At 68.0% G+C, this 17,765-nt stretch carries 15 protein-coding genes; 6 read left to right on the plus strand and 9 right to left on the minus strand.

The window, feature by feature from the left end; all coding sequences use genetic code 11:
* Positions 1 to 21: 21 nt before the first annotated feature.
* Together OHS16_RS02130 and OHS16_RS02135 are read right to left on the minus strand one after the other, a co-directional pair.
* Positions 22 to 840 (minus strand): 3-hydroxybutyrate dehydrogenase, encoded by an 819-nt coding sequence (locus tag OHS16_RS02130; protein ID WP_328535411.1) that lies wholly within the window; start codon positions 838 to 840, stop codon positions 22 to 24.
* 212 nt (positions 841 to 1,052) lie between these two features.
* Positions 1,053 to 1,760 carry a hypothetical protein gene (locus OHS16_RS02135; RefSeq protein ID WP_328535412.1) on the minus strand — a complete coding sequence of 236 codons (708 nt, stop codon included), beginning with the start codon at positions 1,758 to 1,760 and terminating at the stop codon, positions 1,053 to 1,055.
* A gap of 521 nt (positions 1,761 to 2,281) precedes the next feature.
* Here OHS16_RS02135 and OHS16_RS02140 point away from each other — a divergent pair.
* Positions 2,282 to 3,751, plus strand: a complete 1,470-nt coding sequence (locus tag OHS16_RS02140) for an extracellular catalytic domain type 1 short-chain-length polyhydroxyalkanoate depolymerase (RefSeq protein ID WP_328535413.1) — start codon at positions 2,282 to 2,284, stop codon at positions 3,749 to 3,751.
* A gap of 152 nt (positions 3,752 to 3,903) precedes the next feature.
* On the opposite strand, the gene OHS16_RS02145 is transcribed toward OHS16_RS02140, so the two are convergent.
* Complete coding sequence (locus tag OHS16_RS02145) at positions 3,904 to 4,755, minus strand: endo alpha-1,4 polygalactosaminidase (RefSeq protein ID WP_328535414.1); 852 nt, start codon at positions 4,753 to 4,755, stop codon at positions 3,904 to 3,906.
* A 281-nt stretch (positions 4,756 to 5,036) separates the two neighbouring features.
* On the opposite strand from OHS16_RS02145, the gene OHS16_RS02150 reads away from it, so the two are divergent.
* Positions 5,037 to 6,284 carry a hypothetical protein gene (locus OHS16_RS02150; protein ID WP_328535415.1) on the plus strand — a complete coding sequence of 416 codons (1,248 nt, stop codon included), beginning with the start codon at positions 5,037 to 5,039 and terminating at the stop codon, positions 6,282 to 6,284.
* 47 nt (positions 6,285 to 6,331) lie between these two features.
* Here the strand turns inward: OHS16_RS02150 and OHS16_RS02155 are convergent, their stop codons facing one another.
* The 3 genes from OHS16_RS02155 to OHS16_RS02165 form a co-directional block, all read right to left on the minus strand.
* The gene (locus tag OHS16_RS02155; RefSeq protein ID WP_328535416.1) at positions 6,332 to 7,102 is read right to left on the minus strand and encodes a hypothetical protein; all 771 of its coding nucleotides are present in this window, start codon (positions 7,100 to 7,102) and stop codon (positions 6,332 to 6,334) included.
* 181 nt (positions 7,103 to 7,283) lie between these two features.
* Complete coding sequence (locus OHS16_RS02160; protein WP_328535417.1) at positions 7,284 to 8,102, minus strand: endonuclease I family protein; 819 nt, start codon at positions 8,100 to 8,102, stop codon at positions 7,284 to 7,286.
* Between the two features lie 201 nt (positions 8,103 to 8,303).
* On the minus strand, positions 8,304 to 9,470 hold the full coding sequence (locus OHS16_RS02165) for a glycoside hydrolase family 64 protein (RefSeq protein ID WP_328540686.1): 1,167 nt from the start codon (positions 9,468 to 9,470) through the stop codon (positions 8,304 to 8,306).
* Between the two features lie 473 nt (positions 9,471 to 9,943).
* Here OHS16_RS02165 and OHS16_RS02170 point away from each other — a divergent pair, with 473 nt between their 5' ends.
* Entirely contained in the window at positions 9,944 to 10,402 is a 459-nt protein-coding gene (locus OHS16_RS02170) for a DUF5990 family protein (protein WP_328535418.1), read from the plus strand.
* Between the two features lie 171 nt (positions 10,403 to 10,573).
* Here OHS16_RS02170 and OHS16_RS02175 read toward each other — a convergent pair whose 3' ends face one another.
* Together OHS16_RS02175 and OHS16_RS02180 are read right to left on the minus strand one after the other, a co-directional pair.
* Entirely contained in the window at positions 10,574 to 12,940 is a 2,367-nt protein-coding gene (locus tag OHS16_RS02175; RefSeq protein ID WP_328535419.1) for a glycosyltransferase family 2 protein, read from the minus strand.
* A 212-nt stretch (positions 12,941 to 13,152) separates the two neighbouring features.
* Complete coding sequence (locus tag OHS16_RS02180) at positions 13,153 to 14,946, minus strand: cellulase family glycosylhydrolase (RefSeq protein WP_328535420.1); 1,794 nt, start codon at positions 14,944 to 14,946, stop codon at positions 13,153 to 13,155.
* A gap of 415 nt (positions 14,947 to 15,361) precedes the next feature.
* Between OHS16_RS02180 and OHS16_RS02185 the strand changes: the two genes are divergently transcribed.
* Positions 15,362 to 15,655, plus strand: a complete 294-nt coding sequence (locus OHS16_RS02185) for a hypothetical protein (RefSeq protein WP_328535421.1) — start codon at positions 15,362 to 15,364, stop codon at positions 15,653 to 15,655.
* Entirely contained in the window at positions 15,652 to 15,951 is a 300-nt protein-coding gene (locus OHS16_RS02190) for a hypothetical protein (protein ID WP_328535422.1), read from the plus strand. Before OHS16_RS02185 ends, OHS16_RS02190 begins: the two co-directional genes overlap by 4 nt.
* Positions 15,952 to 16,103: 152 nt before the next feature.
* Here OHS16_RS02190 and OHS16_RS02195 read toward each other — a convergent pair whose 3' ends face one another.
* Positions 16,104 to 16,979 (minus strand): SGNH/GDSL hydrolase family protein, encoded by an 876-nt coding sequence (locus tag OHS16_RS02195; protein WP_328535423.1) that lies wholly within the window; start codon positions 16,977 to 16,979, stop codon positions 16,104 to 16,106.
* 215 nt (positions 16,980 to 17,194) lie between these two features.
* Between OHS16_RS02195 and OHS16_RS02200 the strand changes: the two genes are divergently transcribed.
* The gene (locus OHS16_RS02200; protein WP_328535424.1) at positions 17,195 to 17,668 is read left to right on the plus strand and encodes a VOC family protein; all 474 of its coding nucleotides are present in this window, start codon (positions 17,195 to 17,197) and stop codon (positions 17,666 to 17,668) included.
* Positions 17,669 to 17,765: the final 97 nt, after the last annotated feature.

Genomic DNA, 17,765 nt, shown 5'->3' on the forward strand with positions numbered 1-17,765 from the left:
CCGGGTCCCGGGCACGGGTTGTCAGCTGGCGCTCCAGCCGCCGTCGAGCGGCAGCGATGCTCCGGTGAGATAGCCGGTGTGGGCGGAGCAGAGCCACAGCGCGGCCTGGGCGACCTCTTCCGGTTCGATGAGCCGCTTCAGCGCCGTCCGCTCCAGCATCACCTTGTCGACCACCTCGGCCGGCGGGATGCCATGGGCGAGTGCCTGAGTGGCGATCTGCTCCTCGACCAGAGGTGTGCGCACATATCCGGGGTTCACACAGTTGCTGGTCACGCCGTACGCGGCGCCTTCCAGCGCGGCTGCCTTGCTGAGCCCCTCGAGGGCGTGCTTGGCGGTCACGTAAGCCGATTTGTAGGCGCTGGCCCGCAGCCCGTGGACGGAGGAGATGTTGATGACCCGGCCCCATCCCTGCGCGTACATGTGCGGCAGCGTCCTGCGGAGGATCCGGAACGGTGCCTCCACCATGACGCGCTGGATGAGAGCGAACCGTGCCGGGGGGAATTCATGGATGGGCGCGATGTGCTGAAGCCCGGCGTTGTTGATCACGATGTCCGCGTCGGCGGGCAGGGTGTCCACACTGTCGAGGTCGGAGAGGTCGACGACGTGGGCGCTGCCGCCGATCTCCTCGGCTACCCGCTTGGCCGCTTCAGCGGCCCTGTCCACCACGTACACGGTGGCGCCGGCTGTGGCGAACACCTGGGCGCAGGCCCGCCCGATACCGCTGGCAGCGCCCGTGACCAGGGCTTTGCGGCCTTCGAGAAACCGCCCGCCGGCCTCATCGGCAACGCCAGGTCCGAAGGCCGGTGCGGGACGACTCCCGGTTTTCTGGGTACTTTCCATGGCCCACACGCTAGGAACGATGAGGGACCGGGCACACGTGGCCGACAGCCATATTGACGCTGCCCGGCATGGTTCCCGACGCCATACCGTCGTCCGCAGAGAGGCCATGCCACTGACCGACAGCGGAAGGAGGCCCCGGATGTCATGGTCCGACGGGTCTCTCCGTGGTCAGCGTGGCCAGGGACGGGCAGCGCCGTTGCACGGTGGCAGACTCATCCCCTCGTCCGGCCGCTCTTGAATACCTTGTAGTAGTCGGCGGAACCGAGCTCGAGTCCGAACACCGAGCCGTAGCGCTTGCGGATGGCTGCGACCGTTCGGGACTCCGGCTCGTGCAGACACCGTGTCACGGGCGGATCGTGCCGGATGCACCGGTCAGGCTCCTGTGTCAGGAGGTGCGGGTTGTGGTCGTGCACCGGATCCCAGGTCAACGACTGAGAGAGGTCGGACAGAATGCCCGGCTCCTGTGCATGGGGCCCCAGGGGGTTGGGTCCATGTCCCCGGTAGTAGTCCACGAGGTTCCTGCGGTACTGGTCGTGGCCGAACGAGATGAGAGAGCCAGGGCGGTCGCCTGCGGTGAGGATGGCGTCGACGATGTCTCCCATGCGCTCGGGGTCGGCTCCGTAGTAGGCGGTGACAACCAGGGAGCAGTCGATCCTGTAAGTGTCGTCACCCGTCTGGAAGAACCATTCCTTCGCCGATCCTCCCGCGCAGGTGTCCCGCACCGTGACCAGGGCGAGGGTGAGCGGGGTGTCAGCGTACGCCCGCACCACACTCCGCAGACGAGCTTCCTCCCGCTGGCGGGCCTGTACCGCCTCGCTGCTGCCCGCAAGCGTGCGGACCTCTTCCGGACTGGTGGCGCGGTATTCGGATGAGCAGGCGGATACGGCGAACGGCACGATGAGGAAGAGGAGACCGAACACGCTCCTGACGGCACGGGACGGGCGACGGCGCCGTGCAGGGCGGGGCGCCGCTAAGGCAGTTGCCGCGACCAGCAGGCGGGCCGTCAGCGCGACAACCGCAGGCGTCCGGTGCACCGTCATGGCGTTGTCCTCCCCCTGCGGGTCTCCGGTCGAGGCCTGCTTCCGGTCCAGTGTCCGGCAGGCCACCGACTCACGAATGAGTACACGTACTCAGTTCCTTTATGACTCAGAGGAGTTGCCCCGGAGCCAGGGCACGCGTGGCGAGCTGTGGTGCCCGTGTCCATGGACCGGTGCCTCTTGAGGGGCGTTCTGTAGAACAAGTGGAGGGCTCCCGCCATGGCCGGGTCCACCACCGGGGCCGGCAGGTCCGTATCGGCCCCTCATATATCCGCCGCACACCACCGGGCCGTAGGTTCCGGCGTCAGTGGCCTCGGTGGCTGAAGCAGCGCGTCCCGCGTCCCTCACCTCGGCGACGCGATGCCGTCCCCGATTTCCGGCTTCCCCACTCAACAGGAGTCCCCATGCGCCCGTTCCGTCCACTCCGTCTCTTCAGGTACCTCGCGCTCGTCCCCGTCCTCGGCATTCTCGCCGTCGGGCCCGGCACCGCGGCGGCGGCGCCGACCGGTACTGCCGCCGTTGGGTTCCAGCAGATCACCGGGTTCGGCTCGAACCCAGGACATCTGACCATGTACACATACACTCCGGCAGGCCTCCCGCCGAACGCGCCTCTGGTGGTCGCCATGCACGGGTGCACCCAGTCGGCGAACGACTACTACACACACTCCGGGTGGCAGAAGTACGCCGATCTGTGGGGCTTCGAAGTGGTCTTCCCGCAGACCGACCCGTCCAACAACTCGCTCTCCTGCTTCAGCTGGTTCGACTCCACCAAGGACACCCGGGACAAGGGCGAAGCCGCGTCCGTCATGCAGATGGTGAACCAGGCCGCAGCACAGCACGGCTCCGACAGCCACCGGATATACGTCACCGGTCTTTCCGCCGGCGGCGGTATGACCGCCGATCTGCTCGCCGACTACCCCGACGTCTTCGCCGGCGGCGCGGTGGCTTCGGGTCTGCCCGCGCAGTGTGCCACCACATCGGCCGCGGCCTCCGGCTGCCAGAACAGCAACCAGAACCTATCCCCCGCACAGTGGGGCGACAGGGTGCGCGCCTCGCACCCGGGCCATACGGGGCCCTGGCCGCGCGTAGCCATCTGGCAGGGGACGTCGGACACCACGGTGAACCCGGTGAACGGCACTGAACTGCGCGATCAGTGGACCAATGTCTGGGGTGTCGGCCAGACCGCGTCCAGCACCCGGAGCCTGCCCGGAGGCACCACTCTGAGCACGTACAACGACTCCACCGGACAACCCGCCGTCGAGCTCTACTCGATCTCCGGTATGGCCCATGGACTCGCCGTCAGCCCGGGGTCGGGCACCGACCAGTGCGGCACCACGGGCACCTACTACATCAACTCCATCTGCTCCAGTTACTACACCGCACTGTTCTGGGGGCTGGACGGATCAACCCCCGGCGGTGGAACGGGATCCCTGCCCGCCCCAGCCGGCGTGAAAGCCGGGCAGACCACCGACACGAGCGCGTCCCTGACGTGGAACGCGGTGGAAGGCGCCGCCTCCTACACCGTCTACCGCGACGGCGCAGCCACCGGATCGGCCACCGGGACATCCTTCACCGACACCGGACTGAGCGCGGGGGGCAGTTACGTCTACACGGTCGCCGCAGTCGACTCCCAGGGCGCCGCCGGAGCTCGCTCCACCGGGATCACCGTGACGACGACCGGCTCGAAGCCGCAGTGCTACACCGCCACCAACTACAGCCAGGTCGCGGCGGGACGGGCTCACCAGAGCGGCGGCTACACCTACGCCGACGGGTCCAATCAGAACATGGGCCTCTACAACGTCTTCATCAGCCACACCCTCGCGCAAACCGGCGCCGGCTACTACGTGATCTCCGATGCAGGCTGCCCCGCCTGAGTGCGGCGCCGGGACGCGGGCACCCCGCTTCCGTGCGGCGTCCCGACCGTGCGGTCGGGACGCCGCACGGAATGCCCTCCTCAAGCGCACGTGCACCGGACTATCCCGCCCGTGCCTGAGAGGACACGACAGCCGAGCGCAGGCAACCGGGCTCAGCAGCGCCGCTGGACGTATCCCTCCTCACCGGCAGGCCGTACCTCCCGGTCCCGCAGGGTGATCGACAGGTCGCCTCCCCAGGAACGGCAGGCTTTCCTGAAGTCCTTCTGCCGGTATTCGATGTCGAAGACCCTGTTGTCGTAGGCGCCGGCGAAGTCAGGGCACTCCTGATAGCTGCCGCATTCCTCCACGACGGCGAAGTCGAAGCCGGTCCGTGCGCGCCTGGTGAGGAGGTCCGCCGCGTTCTTCTGGGCGACAGCCAGTCCCTGACGGTGTGCGCGGCGCGTCAGCAGCCGGGCGAACTCCACCGCGTCGGCCGGAGTGAGACGACCGTCCGACCGCTCGTAGGAGTCCAGGTTGTCGGGCTCGACGGCGTCGAAGCCCGCTGCCGCGCAACTGTCGATCCAGCCGCCGATGATGCCCGCGAGACTGCGGCGCTTGTCGCCGGTGGAGATGTCAAGCAGCGGCTCATTCCAGTCCGTGTCAACGACAGGCGCCCCGGCGCCGTCGCGGAGCAGCAGCCCCGGATGCTTGCGCTTCCACCAGGCCACCGCATCGCCGGGCTGCGACTGGAAGGCGTTGACGTAGCAGATGTTGTACACACCGGGTACGGGATCCTCGACGCGGTCGCGGGAGACCGCGCGGGTCCCTGCCGGAGGCGGATAGGCGCCGCCCAGTTGGTAGTCGAAAGCGGCGTTGGCGGTCGGCTGGTGTACGCCCTTTCCGGTAACGGCCGTTGAGGCCGGGGCCGCACCGGCGGAACCGGAAGGCGCGGCCGGACCGGCGGAGCATCCGGCGAGGGCGGTGAGCAGCAGAACGCCGGCCGACCGGCGGATCACTGAGGGCACGGGAGGTGTCAGCTTTCGTCGATACCGGTGGCCGGTCGCGGGGATGCGGGTGAACGCACCATGGGACATGATCCCGCCCATCCTCCATGACGTCGGGCGCATCGGTGCCCCCGGGGCGTGGAGCTGCCCGCACTCCCTCGCCGTTACGCCGCGCGGGTGCTCGGTCACGGCGCTGAGCGCGGCACGGACAAAACACCCCTTCGGAGCGGTATGACTTTCAGGTAAACACACTAATGGAACCTGAAAAAGCACTCTCTCCACTGGGGTGCGAAGGGAGCGGCATGCCAGAAGCGAGCCGACGCAGCGTTCTGAGTGCGGGACTGGGGGCCGCGGCAGCGATTGCCCTCGGAGGCTGTGACAGCAGCAGACAGACACCCCCGCCGAACAAGAACAGACCACCGCAGGCCGGTGCCGCCCCCGACAAGAATTCGGTACGACTCATCGGAGACGGCTCGACAGCCGACACCGGAAAGCAGCCGCATCAGCCCGAGCCCCCTGTTCCCCTCGAGCCGGGACAGACTCCGCCCCAGTTCGTGATCTTCTCCTGGGACGGGGCCGGAGAAGTGGGAAACGGTCTCTTCCCGCGATTCCTCGATCTCGCCGAACAGCACAACGCGGCGATGACGTTCTTCCTCTCCGGGCTTTATCTCGTGCCCGAATCGAAGAAGTCCCTCTATCGTCCGCCCAACAACCCCGTCGGCGCATCGGACATCGGCTACCTCACGGACGAACACCTCGCGCTCACGCTCAAGTACGTCCGTCAGGCCTGGCTCGACGGGCATGAGATCGGCACCCACTACAACGGCCACTTCTGCGCCGGCAGCGGCTCCGTCGCGAACTGGACACCGGCCCAGTGGTCGAGCGAGATCGAGCAGGCCAAGTCCTTCGTCACACAGTGGCGCACCAACACCGGACGGCGCGATCTGGAGCCGCTGCCCTTCGACTACGAGAAGGAACTCATCGGTTCCCGCACACCCTGCCTCCTCGGCCAGGACAACCTGCTGCCCGCAGCCGCACAGCTCGGCTGGCGCTACGACGCGAGCTCACCAGGCGGGCGTCAGACCTGGCCCGTCAAACGAGGCGGGCTGTGGGACCTGCCACTCCAGGGAATCCCCTTCCCCGGTCACTCCTTCGAAGTCCTCTCCATGGACTACAACATCCTGGCCAACCAGTCGAAGAACGCGACGCACGGCCCGTCCGCCAACTATCCGGGCTGGCGCAAACAGGCGACCGACGCGTACCTCGCCGGCTTCCAGCGTGCCTACACCACCAACCGGGCGCCCTTCTTCGTCGGAAACCACTTCGAGGAATGGAACGGCGGAATCTACATGGACGCCGTCGAAGCCGTCCTCACCAGGATTCACGACATCAGCGACGTACGACTCGTCTCGTTCCGGCAGTTCGTCGACTGGCTCGACGTACAGGACTCCCGGGTTCTTGCCGGGCTCCGCACGCTCGACGTCGGCCAGGCCCCCGCCGGAGGCTGGAACAGCTTCCTGAAAAAAGCTGCCGCCCCGCAGAGGTCGTAACCGGCGGCCTTTCGCAGACCGTGGGCCTTTCGCGGACCGCCGACCGGTCAGCGGGGCAGTCCGGGCCCGCCGGCAGCGGCCGGCGGGTCCGGCGCACCTCCGATCAGTTCCTCGACCCGGCGGCGGGGCCCGGCCCAGCGTCTGTCGTGCCGGTAGGTGCGCCGGATCGACCTGGCGCGCGTGCGATACCGGCTGCGGTAGAAGCGCTTCGCCCACGGTGAGACCGGCCTGGCCAGCCGGATCGCGCCGATCAGGGCCACGAAGGGGACCACCGCACCGATCAGCGCGATACGTGGCTTGCCCTTGGCCAAAGCGACCAGCGCGAAGCCGAAGTTCAGTACGCCGTTGACGACGATCGCAGCCCTGCCGTGCTCCTCCTGCGGGGTGAGCTCGTTGACACCGAACGGCAGGAACCCGCCCAGCACCAGAGCCACCAGCGCCGCCGTGAGCACCACGATCTCCACACTCTTGCGGCCCTGATCGCTCCAGTACACGTCGGCCAGGTGGAGGAGCAGGGCGAACTCGTCGAGGACGAGGCCGGCCCCCGTTCCGAACACCACGGCGAACACGCAGGCCCCGACGCCGAACCTGCCGCTGGCCACTGCGCCGAAGCCGCCGATGACTGCCAGTACGACACCGGGAACCACATGGTGGATATGGAGACCGCCAGGCGTCACATTGCCGAAGGGTCCGCGCCCCGCGCGGATGAGACGGGCGATGGAGCGCACGATGAGGAACGACAGCACGAAGGCGACCAGAGCCAGCAGCAGCGGAAGTTTTCCCGGCTCGACGATGTTCCGGTACAGCCAGTGCCCCATGCCGACCCTTCCGTTTTGTCCGTAAAGGGCATTCTAAGGGCTGCGCGGTGATCTCTGGCGGGTCACAGCGCCGGACGACACGCGCCCCATGAGCGGCACGCCACCGCTCCGGCGGCAGTGAGGGGCCCGTGCACCTGGCAGCACGGGCCCCTCACTGTCACCGACTACGTTCCGGGCGTGCTCACCAGATGGCGGCGACCCATTCGGGGTGGTCTATGAACGGGTTGCGGTTGTGCTGGTAGTCGTTGTAGATCACGTCGTTGCGGTGCTCCTCGAAGGCGTCCGGCGGGTCCTGCTGGCTCCACTGCTTGAGGACGCTGAGGCGGCCGATCGCCGGGGCGGTGCCGTTGTCGACCTTGTCGTTCGGCTCGAGGTCGGGGAACCCGTCGCCCCCGTCGTAGCGCACGGCCATGTAGAGGATCATGCGGGCGACGTCACCCTTGACCGCGTCCCGCGGCTCGAACGAATCGGAATCGGTGTAGTTACCGGGGGCGCCTGAAACCTGAGTGCCGCCGTTGTCGAAATCCTTGTTGCCCCGGATGCCGTTCACCGTGACATCGGACGGCCGCAGATGATGCAGATCGGTGCCGGGGCCGGTGGCCGTGCCGAAATCGCCGTGCGACTTCGCCCAGACGTGCTCACGGTTCCAGTCACCCGTGCTGCCGCCGCTGCTGCTCTTGGGTACCGATCGCCCGGTGTACAGCTCGATCACGTCAGCCGAGTTGGCCGGGTCCTCGTCGGTCTTCTGCAGGGCGGTCCAGACCTGACTGTATGTCACCTTGGACTGCGTACTGATGATGGTGTGCAGCGCCGCCTTGAGGGCGGCACCGGTCTTGCCTTCCGCGTCCGCGTAGTACGTGTCGTCCAGCGTGCTCGACGTCGTGGACGACAGCGTGACGCTCGTCGGATGGGCGGCGAAGGTGGGGGGCGCCGCACTCAGGACCGCCGCGGCGGCGACAGCGGCGGCGGATATCCATCTGGTGGCCAATAGACGGGACATGTGGGGTGTCCTCTCCAACTGCCGTGTTCAGGCACGGCGATGACGGCGTACGGTCTCGGGGACGATCCCACACCCCCCGGGCCGAGAGGTGAAGAGCACGGAACAAGCGCGTGGCGATCTCCCCCATACGCTCACACTTCGCCGAAACCTGAGCCGGCCGGGCAGCTCCGTCCGGGGCTGCCCGGCCATCCGGGACAGCCCTCAGCTGAACGGATCGAGAGTGACGTATGCGCGCTGCGGGTTGCCGTCGTTGACCAGCGACTCGTGGTTGCCGACGTCGTCGAAGGCAAAGGCGTACGCCTTGCCGTCGGCCATCTGCGCATGGATCTTGCGGGCGTACTGGTTGGTCACCGCGTCCTGGTAGAAGTTCGCGGAACTCGTGTCGGGCTGGTTGGGATTGGCCAGCAGGGTGGAGCGGTTGAACCCGGCGCACAGAGCGCGGGAGATCGGCCCCCGTACCAGGTCGTTCGGCGCGTCCAGCAGCTTGTAGCAGCCGAAGATACTGTCGGCGTCGGGCTTCTGGAACGAGGTGACCACGGCTCCCGAACCGTTGGTGAAGTTCATGACGTTGCCCGAGACCCGACCGTAGTACGTGGTGTTGGGCTGGTCGGCGAAGGGTGTCACGGTCAGCGTCGAGCCCGCATACTTGCTCCACACCCGGCTGACGTAGTCGTCCATGACCGTGGCGGGCAGCGCACCCGACTCGATGCCGTGACCCGGCGACAGCGCCCGCACAACCGTGCCGTCGGAACGCGTCTGGATCAGATTGGCCCAGCCGCCCGGCTGGCCTCTGAGTGCGCTGAAGAAGCCGTTGTAGCCGCCCGGCTTCAGATGGCCGGTGCTCTTGGTGGTTCCGTCGGGGGCTTTCACACCGACCGCGTAAGGGGCGGAGAACATGTCGACCTGGGTGCTGTTGATCCACAGTCCGGCGTCATTGAGCGTGTACTCGGACCAGTTGAAGAGGATGTCCCTGTTCGGATCAGTGGGATTCTGCACGGCGGGCTGCACCAGTCCGCCGGTGGTCAGCTTGAAGACGAGCTTCTGCCCGTAGGAGAAGTAGATCCTGCCGGAGAACTTCGGCAGCTGGAGCGTCATGGACTGGCCGTTGGCCGGGCCCGCGATCGAGGCGTCGGGAGCCGGTGTCGGCGGATTACCGCCCACGGGCCAGGCGTGGAACGCGCCGCTCGCGTCGGCCCAGCCCTGCCGGCCGGTCGACAGCTGGGTCCCGATGTCGTAGACGTAGACCTGGTCGGCTCGCCCGGAGTTGTTGGTGAAGGTCAGCGGAATCGTTGCCGGGACCGCCGCTGCGGCGGGCGCCGCTAAACCGAAGACGGTGCAGCCGGCCGCGAAGGTCAGCGCGGCGACCATCGGCGCCAGCAGTTTCCGCAGCGGTCCGGGCCCGTTGAGTCTCAGTCGGTACACGCTCTTCCTCCTTGTGAAGGGGTGAAGGGGTGAAGGGGGGAGGGGCCGACGCAGCCGGACGCGACCCCGAAGCACAACTCGGATCATTCGGTGTGAAGCGGGTACACCCGTGCCGGCCGTGGACGCGGGGGCAGTCGGCCACCGCCTGCCGCCGGGGCCGGATCGGGGGACGCGCTCAGCGGACCGGACACATGGCCGCGGCCGTCGCGGCGGATGGTGCGGCTCATGGCATCCGCCCCCGTTGCCGCTTTGCTTCCATGCGGAACCTCCGAGAACTCCACGACCGGCGGGGCGGACAGCAAGCACGAGGAATGAGAGCGCTCTCAATAATTGATTGATCGACAGGTTCACGTCAATAAGGCTGCGAGAGCTGCTTGCCCACGGCGAACGCTCCACGCCCGCGGCGCGACAATGACTTCATGCAGATCCGCATCGAAGCCTCCGCACTCCCCGGTCGCACCAACCGCGCCGCCGACTTCGCCGACGCCGTGGACATCCATGTGGGCGTCCAGGCAAGGAACAAGCCGGACGAGGTGATCGCTCTGCATGCCGGTGACAGCGCGTCGGCCGTCTGGACCCTGGAATGCACAGCCGTTCCCGCTTCGACGGGCACCACCATCACAGGGCCCTATGTCCAGAACGGCCTGGGTGGCCGGTTCGTCTATCTTTCCTGGGTCACGCTGGACGACAGCGGACGGCCCGTCATGTTCCGCCGGGCCAAACTGATGCTGGATGCCGTGGAACCCGAAGTGCTCGAGGCCGCAGTCCGGTCCGGGCGCCTGACCGCGCGGCTGCGGCTCACCGACCCCCAGGGGCGCCCGGTGTGCGCATCGGTACGACCTCCGTTGATCACTTGGACGGCCGAGCCGGTGGACTGACGGCAGCTGACCCGGTACCGGAACTCCGCGTGTCCTCCCGGCCGTTGCCCTGCGAGGCCGATCCGGCTCGTCGGCCCCGCAGCCTGGCGCAGCCCGCGAAGGGGCCGCAGCGCCGGACAGCCGTACCGGCCGTCCGGGCGACGGCGCTTCGGCGGACAGGCCCTGCGTCCGTCACGTCAGCCGGATCGTCGATTCATAGCTGCGCCCGCCCACGGTGAGTTCGAAGCGGGCCGTCGTACCCGCGCGCCGGAGCTGCTGTATTCCGACAGCGAAGGCCGCCGTGAACGACGGCCACTGATCGGTGTTCGCCTCCTGCTCCGGCGACGCGGAGTCTCCGGGCCGCGCCGGTTCCGGGGTGACCGGCACCCGGTGTGCGGCGCCTGCGCTCTCGGTCAGGACGAGGGCCAGCTGGCCGTACTGCAGGTCGTGCAGGCCGATACGCCCCCGCACAAGCGCTTCCTGGCCCCTGCCCCGCGACACCTGGGAGATGAGCAGCTGCTTTCCCGGCATGAAGAGGCTCTCTCCGCTGTGCACCGCCAGGTGCCCGTTGGCCGTGGCTACCGGGGTGATGAAACCTGGCTCGCCCTGCGGGCCGGCCATCATCCGGGTGCGCCCCAGATGACGCCTGTCCAGGGTGTCATCCGCTCCGAGCCGGCCGTCCTGCACCAGGCCGGGCACCGCCAGCCGCAGGAAGGCGTCCCACACCCCCCCGGGCAGCTGGTCTCCCGCGTAGACCGTCAGCGGGTCGAACGCCGCCGTGAACGCGAGCCCTTCCACTGCTTCATCGGGGCCCACCCGCTGCGGGACGTACTGGGTTTCGACGGCGACCTCATGGCCGTCGGTGCGGCGCCGGAGGAAGACCTGAGCCTGGAAGGGACGTTCCTGCACCCCGCTGATCCACCCCGTGCCGCGGAAACAGAGGATGCCTCCGGCCCAGACCGCCTCCAGCACACGAACCCGGGCGGGGGCGGTGTGGAAGAGACCTCCTATGTCGAGACTCAGCCTGCCGCCCTTGGTGCGGTAGGCCACCGCGGTCTCGAGATGGCCGTGCGGCGTCCGAGGCCCGTCCGCCAGAACCGGCGGCGCTGCCAGCCGGGCCTCCCTCATCACCCCCTGCGCCCGCACCTGGATGTACGCGTCCCAGACGCCGTCCGGCAGCGGGCCGTCATCCTCGATGTGATTCAGGTCCAGTTCCGCGGTCCACCCGGCCAGCCCGTAGTCGTAACGCCCCCCGCCGTGCTTCTCCGTGAGCTCCGGCGTCGCCGTGTGCCGCACCGCGACCGACCGCTCGCCTTCCCCGCTGCGTCCGCGCAGGACCAGCCGGGTCGCCATGTCATGAGTGTCGATCATCGGGATGAAAGCGGCCCCCGCCACGTGCAGCAGCCCGTCGGCCCACCGCACGTCGGAGACGCTCTGTTTGACCTTCAGCCGGTCCGTCACGTCGTACACATCGTCGGGAATGCGGGATGCGGGATCCCGGAAGCGGGGGAAGTCACTCCGGTACGCCCGCCCTGACTCGATCACCAGATCAGGTGCGCCCGGAGCGGTGTACTGGGCCAGTTCGGGCAGCAGATGATCATGCCCGGTCATCAGCGCGTACAGCTGCAGCCGGGCGAGGGCGGACAGCTCGGGCGCCATCGAGTCGTCCCAGTAGGCGTGGCACAGGGCCCGGCAGCGGGCGGTCACCTCGGTCCGGTCGGCGATGTCCTGGTCCTGGGTGAGCGACAGGATCAGCGCCTTCGCGATCAGTGACCGGAAGTGACGGGCGAGCATACGGCGACGGCCCACCGCGTCGGAGACCCGCTCGGCGACCAGCGCCATCACCCGCTCGAAGACCAGCAGGCGGTCGTCGGGGGCGCGCCGCCGCGCGGTGAGGTTGCCGCCGTTGTCCAGTGCGCGGAGGAAGTAGCAGTCATAGTCTCCGACCACCGAGATCACCTCCGCCGCCAGGAACGCCTCGGTGACGAAGATCTGGTCCTCGCCCAGCCAGAGGTCCTCCGGAAAGCGGATCCGGTGCTGTTCGACGAGGGAGCGCCTGAACAGCTTCATCGGCAGCAGCGAGCGGTACACCTCGGAGGTGTACAGATCCACCTGCTCGGCGTGCTTGTAGGCCTGCGGTGCCGATGCTCTGCCGATTCCGACCACCTTGGCGACGACCACGTCGCTGCTCCGTGAGTCGGCCATCGCCACCAGGCGCTCCAGCGCTTCCGGCCCGAGGTAGTCGTCGGGGTCCGCGAAGAACACATAGCGGCCGCGGGCGAGATCCAGCCCGCGGTTACGGGGCTGGCTCGGCCCTCCGGAGTTCGCCTGGTGCACCACCCGTACCTGCGGATACAGGTGCGCGAGGCGGTCGAGTTCCGCCGCGCTCCCGTCGGTCGAGCCGTCGTTCACCAGAAGCAGCTCGATCCGGTCCAGGCCGATCGACTGGCGAAGGACCGAATCCAGGCACTCGGTGAGAACAGGCATGGCGTTGTACACCGCCATGACGACGGAGACATCCGGAACCGCACCCGCGGCGGGGGAACCGACTTCAGACATCGTCAGCGCTTTCGGCTAGCTGCGGACACGGCCGCACAGGCAGCGCTCGATCTGGGGCGCACACCCGGAGAAGCCTCTTCCGCAGGACAGGAGAAGAAACGACAAGTTACCAAGTGCCTGTCATTTACCCCTAAAGGCTTCTTGGTCTTCGCGCCGCGCGGGGGCCGCCACAGGCCTGCGGCCTGCGACAGCCCCCTCCGGGGGGCGTCCTGTCAGGAGGCGGTGCAGCTCACGGTCGGCACACCGCCGGCTCCAGGGGTTCCCTGGAATCCGAATCCGGTGTGACCGCCCGCAGCGATGGCGCCGTTGTGATCGGCGTTCTTCACGGTGACCGTCCTACCGGTCTGGGTGGCTGAGGCGTTCCACATGCTGGTGACCTGCTGGCTCCCGGACCAGCCCCACGTGACCTGCCACGAAGTGATGGGCGCGGAGCCGGTGTTGGTCACGGTCACCTCCGCGGTGAAACCGGTGCCCCAGTCATCGCTCACGCTGTACGCCGCGCTGCATCCGGCATTGCCGGTGCCGCCGCCGCTGGTCGTGGCGGTGACCGCTGCCGAGGCCGCCGATGTGTTGCCGGCCGCGTCACGCGCCCGGACGGTGTAGGTGTACGGAGTGCCGGACGCGAGACCGGTGTCGGTGAAGGTGGTGCCGGTCGACGCGCCCGCCTTGCTGGAGCCGCGGTAGATGTCGTAACCCGCGATCCCGGTGTCATCGGTACCCGCCGCCCAGGTCAGTGACACCGAACTGCTGGTGCGGCCGGTGACTCTGAGGGCGCTGGGGGCGGTCGGGGCCTGTACGTCACCGCCGCCGCTGCCCCCACCACTGAAGTCCGGTGCCTTGATGGCCGTCAGATAACCGTCCTTGACGGTGTCGACGGTGGACCAGTCGTCCTTGAGGATGCCTCCGGTGTCTCCCGAGTCCGGGTTCCACGACCAGAAGGTCCACGAGAAGCTGTCGCCGCCGTACGTGCCGGTGGGCCTCATGTAGTCGGCCAGGGCCGACAGCCACTTCTGGTCGACGCCCGACTGCAGCGTCGTCCCGAATTCGCCGACCCACACCGGCGCGATGTTCTGCTTGAAGATGTAGCCCCAGTACGTGTCCCAGACGCCGGGCATGTTGGCGGGGAAGGACGGGTCGGTGAACCACGGCTGCTGGGCCACGCTCGTCGCATAGTCGTGCGCCGAATAGACGACATGATGGGGCACGTTCAGCTCGACCGGGTACTGTGCGACGCCCTTGAGGTTGCCGCCCCACCAGCCGGATTCGCCTCCGAAGGTCTGGACACCCTCGACGAAGATCAGCAGATCGGGGTTGACCGACTGCACGGCGTTGCCCGCGCGTTCGGCTGCCAGTCGCCAGTCCTTCGTGGTGTCACCACAGCCCCAGCACGCCGGATCGTGCGGCTCGTTGTGCAGATCGATGCCGATCACCGCGTCATTGCCGTCGTACCGGGTGGCCAGCGCCTTCAGATCGGTGATCCAGGTCGATTCCGGGACCGACGCGGTGTACCAGAGCGCCGACTGGCCACCCGCGTCCGGCCGGTGCCGGTCGAGGATGACCTTCAGCCCGACCCGGCCCGCGTAGTCCACGATCTTGTCCATCACCTGAAGCGAATCCAGGCCCTGCAGATCGCTGTTCATGCCGGAGGAGAAGTTGATGCTGGACGGCTGGGTGCCCCGGAATATGTCATCGCTGTAGGGAAGCCGGATGGTGTTGTAGTGCAGCGACTTCATCTGGTCGATCATGCTCTTGTAGTCGCGAGACCACAGGCCGTGTGCCACGTAGTTGGCCGTCTCGAAGCCGAACCAGTTGATCCCGGCTATGCGCACCGGATGGCCTTCGGCGTCCAGGATCTGCCGGCCGCTGGTGTGCCAGTAGCCGTCGCCGGGTGCTGCGGCGGTCGCGGCCTGCGCCGCATGTACACCCGCCAGGGGCAGCAACAGCGCGGCAGCCAGCACGGCTGCGATCCTGAAAGCTCTTCGTAACGTGCGGAGAGGGTGGGGCACGGGATGGTTCCTCTCTCTGAGGTGGAGTGGTGCGGTGTCGAATGGGAGCGCTCCCATTCGACATCGCACCTCGCCCCCGGGACATGGGGAGATAGGTGTGTCGGCGCAGTCGGACCCACGCACTCCGGATCGGCTTCCACCACCCGGAGACGACGAGGGCAGTCAGCGGCCCGGCCGTCATCAAAGCGATGGAGCCATGAACACGTCAATAGGCCCGGCCGCGTTAAAGGATTGAAGACTGTTCGGTCACGGCACAGTTGCCCGGCGTCCACGGGGGCCCGCCGGCGCCCTCCGGCGGCTGGGCGCCCGCCGACGCCCTCATCCGGCATTCCGGCCGGACCGCCACCGGCCTCCGGCAACCACCGCACGCCGCTCCGCGTCTTCAGGTCCGGATCGTTCCGACCAAGGGGGGCCCATGCAGCGAGACTTCAGGACGGCAACAGGCCTGGCACTGGCCGCGAGCCTGGTACTCGTGGCTCTGTCCGGATGTTCGCAGGACTACAACGACAAGCGCGGCAAGGGCGACGCTCCGGTATCGGGGAAGGCAGGCGACAACACCCCTGCCGAGGTGTTCAACTTCCCCGACGGATTCGGCAACATCGCCACCAAATGCGTGGGCCACGGCAATCGCGCGTATGTCACGACGAACGCCTCGGCCCCGTCGAATGTCCAGATAGTCGAGGACAGCACCTGCGGAGGCAGCCGGTGAAACGAGCCGCCCTCGCCGCTTGTGTCCCCCTCGCGCTCACACTCGGGTGTTCACGACAGCACGACGATGAGCGGGGCAAGGCGGATGCGCCGGTCAGCGGACGGGCGGGCGAGGACTCCGCCGCCGAGATCTACGAATTCCCCGACGGATCCGGCAGTCTCACCACTAAATGCGTGGCCGTGGGACAGCGCGCCTACACCACGACCCGCGCTGTCCGGGCCGAAGAAGATGACACGAAGATCATCCCTGCTCACCAGGCGGTCGTACCCGATCCGCAGTGCACGGGCAGCCCCTGAGCCGGCCCACGGAGCCGGGGGGCGCAGCCGCGCCGGCTCCGTGGGCCGGCCGTCCCGGACGGGCAGTGCAACCCCGGGCCTGGCAGCGGCACGCCGGCCCCGGGGTCGCACTGCCCGTCTTCACTGCGGGGGCCGGGTCATGAACCGCCGGTTCAGAACTTCTTGAGGAAGGTATCCGCTATGACCTGGTAGCCAGTGTCGTTCGCATGGATGTCACCGCGTGCCATATTGGTCCACTGCAGGATACGGGCCACATTCAGCGGCACCTGCTGCCCGCCCAGCGGCGTGAGCGGAAGGAAGCTGTTGGTGCGGAACGCCGCGGCCACATCGGCCGTCGGTATCCCGTGCAGAGCGTCCGTGAGGCCGATCGTGGCGTTGAGCGCGTCCCCGAGCGGTACCGACAGAGCTGCCGCGGACCGTCCCTGAGAGCCCGTCATCCACGCCGCCAGGTAGGGATCGTAGAGGTTCATACCGACGATCCGGGTACGCGGACCCGCTGCGGCCTTCAGCCGGTCCAGGATGGTGTCCAGCCCGCTGCGGACCTTGCCGATACCCGCCACCGTGCAGGCGACATCGATGTTTCCCGCAGTCATGCACCGGTCGACGTCGTTGGCTCCGATGTCCAGGGTGACCACGGTCCGTGCGTCGTGATGGGTACGCAGGAAGGTCTCCGCCTCGGCGAGTTGCGAGTCGGCGTAGGAGTGCGGATAGGGACAGCCGCCGTCGATCATGGAGCCGGTCGTCTCGCCCGGACAGCCCAGTCCGACGAAGCCGAAGGAACCCCCGCCGGCCGACGCGCGCGCCGCCAGCGTGCGGGCGATGTCCTGCGCATAGCCGCGACCGGTCACATGGCCGCCGCCGGGAAGTGTCTGGTATCCAGCGGCCAGCGAGTCGCCCAGGGCCAGGTAGTAACGCGGCCCCGCGGTATCCGTGGCCGAGGCAGGTGCCGACGTGCCGAACAGTGCGACCGCGGTGAACAGTGCCGTGGACAGAACAGTCCCGGCGGGTCTGAACAGTGATGCGCGCATGGAGCCTCCAGCGGAGTCGGGTGGAGAACGCCGTTGACGCTACTGCCTGGTAGCCGCGGTGAGTAGATTCCGGACAGGACCTCTCCGGGTGCGCTCCGGCCCCTCCCCTGCCGGTCATGGGCGGCAGGTCTCCGCCGTCAGGTGCGATGAGTTTCGGCCTGCGCGGGAGTCGGAACAGATGCAAGGCGGAATCGCGACGACCAAAGGAGAGAGTCATGCCCCGGATCACGCCCAACCTCTGGTTCGACACCGAGAGCGAGGAGGCTGCCGAGTTCTACGTGTCGGTGTTCCCGAACTCGGAAATCAAGGGCATCACCCACTACGGCGAGGCCGGCCCCAGGCCCGCCGGAATGGTGCTGACCGTCGACTTCTCCCTCGACGGCCAGGACTACATCGCGATCAACGGCGGTCCCGAGTTCACATTCGACGAGGCGATCTCATTGATGATCACCTGCGCCGACCAGGAAGAGATCGACTACTACTGGGCGAAGCTCTCCGACGGCGGGCAGGAGGGCCCGTGCGGATGGCTGAAGGACAGGTACGGACTCTCCTGGCAGGTCGCCCCCGACGGGATGGTCGAGATCCTGAACGACCCGGATCCCGCACGCGGACAACGGGCGATGAAGGCGATGCTCGGCATGAAGAAGATCGACATCGCAGCGCTCAGGGCCGCCGCCGGTCAGCCGTGACGGTGGTGGCATCCACCGCAGCCGGCGGTTCCCGCGCTGCCGGGCCCGGTACGGTCGGCGGGACCGCCGACCGTTCGGCCCGCCCGCGATCCGTCGG

The sequence above is a fragment of the Streptomyces sp. NBC_00344 genome (assembly GCF_036088315.1).
Classification (GTDB): domain Bacteria; phylum Actinomycetota; class Actinomycetes; order Streptomycetales; family Streptomycetaceae; genus Streptomyces.

Bases quoted from the DNA above. Each gene is read 5' to 3' on its own strand.
- OHS16_RS02175 (WP_328535419.1), bottom strand. From the start codon at position 12,940: ATGTCTGAAGTCGGTTCCCCCGCCGCGGGTGCGGTTCCGGATGTCTCC.
- OHS16_RS02160 (WP_328535417.1), bottom strand. From the start codon at position 8,102: ATGTCCCGTCTATTGGCCACCAGATGGATATCCGCCGCCGCTGTCGCC.
- OHS16_RS02185 (WP_328535421.1), top strand. From the start codon at position 15,362: ATGCAGCGAGACTTCAGGACGGCAACAGGCCTGGCACTGGCCGCGAGC.
- OHS16_RS02155 (WP_328535416.1), bottom strand. From the start codon at position 7,102: ATGGGGCACTGGCTGTACCGGAACATCGTCGAGCCGGGAAAACTTCCG.
- OHS16_RS02140 (WP_328535413.1), top strand. From the start codon at position 2,282: ATGCGCCCGTTCCGTCCACTCCGTCTCTTCAGGTACCTCGCGCTCGTC.
- OHS16_RS02170 (WP_328535418.1), top strand. From the start codon at position 9,944: ATGCAGATCCGCATCGAAGCCTCCGCACTCCCCGGTCGCACCAACCGC.
- OHS16_RS02165 (WP_328540686.1), bottom strand. From the start codon at position 9,470: ATGGTCGCCGCGCTGACCTTCGCGGCCGGCTGCACCGTCTTCGGTTTA.
- OHS16_RS02130 (WP_328535411.1), bottom strand. From the start codon at position 840: ATGGAAAGTACCCAGAAAACCGGGAGTCGTCCCGCACCGGCCTTCGGA.
- OHS16_RS02195 (WP_328535423.1), bottom strand. From the start codon at position 16,979: ATGCGCGCATCACTGTTCAGACCCGCCGGGACTGTTCTGTCCACGGCA.
- OHS16_RS02200 (WP_328535424.1), top strand. From the start codon at position 17,195: ATGCCCCGGATCACGCCCAACCTCTGGTTCGACACCGAGAGCGAGGAG.
- OHS16_RS02150 (WP_328535415.1), top strand. From the start codon at position 5,037: ATGCCAGAAGCGAGCCGACGCAGCGTTCTGAGTGCGGGACTGGGGGCC.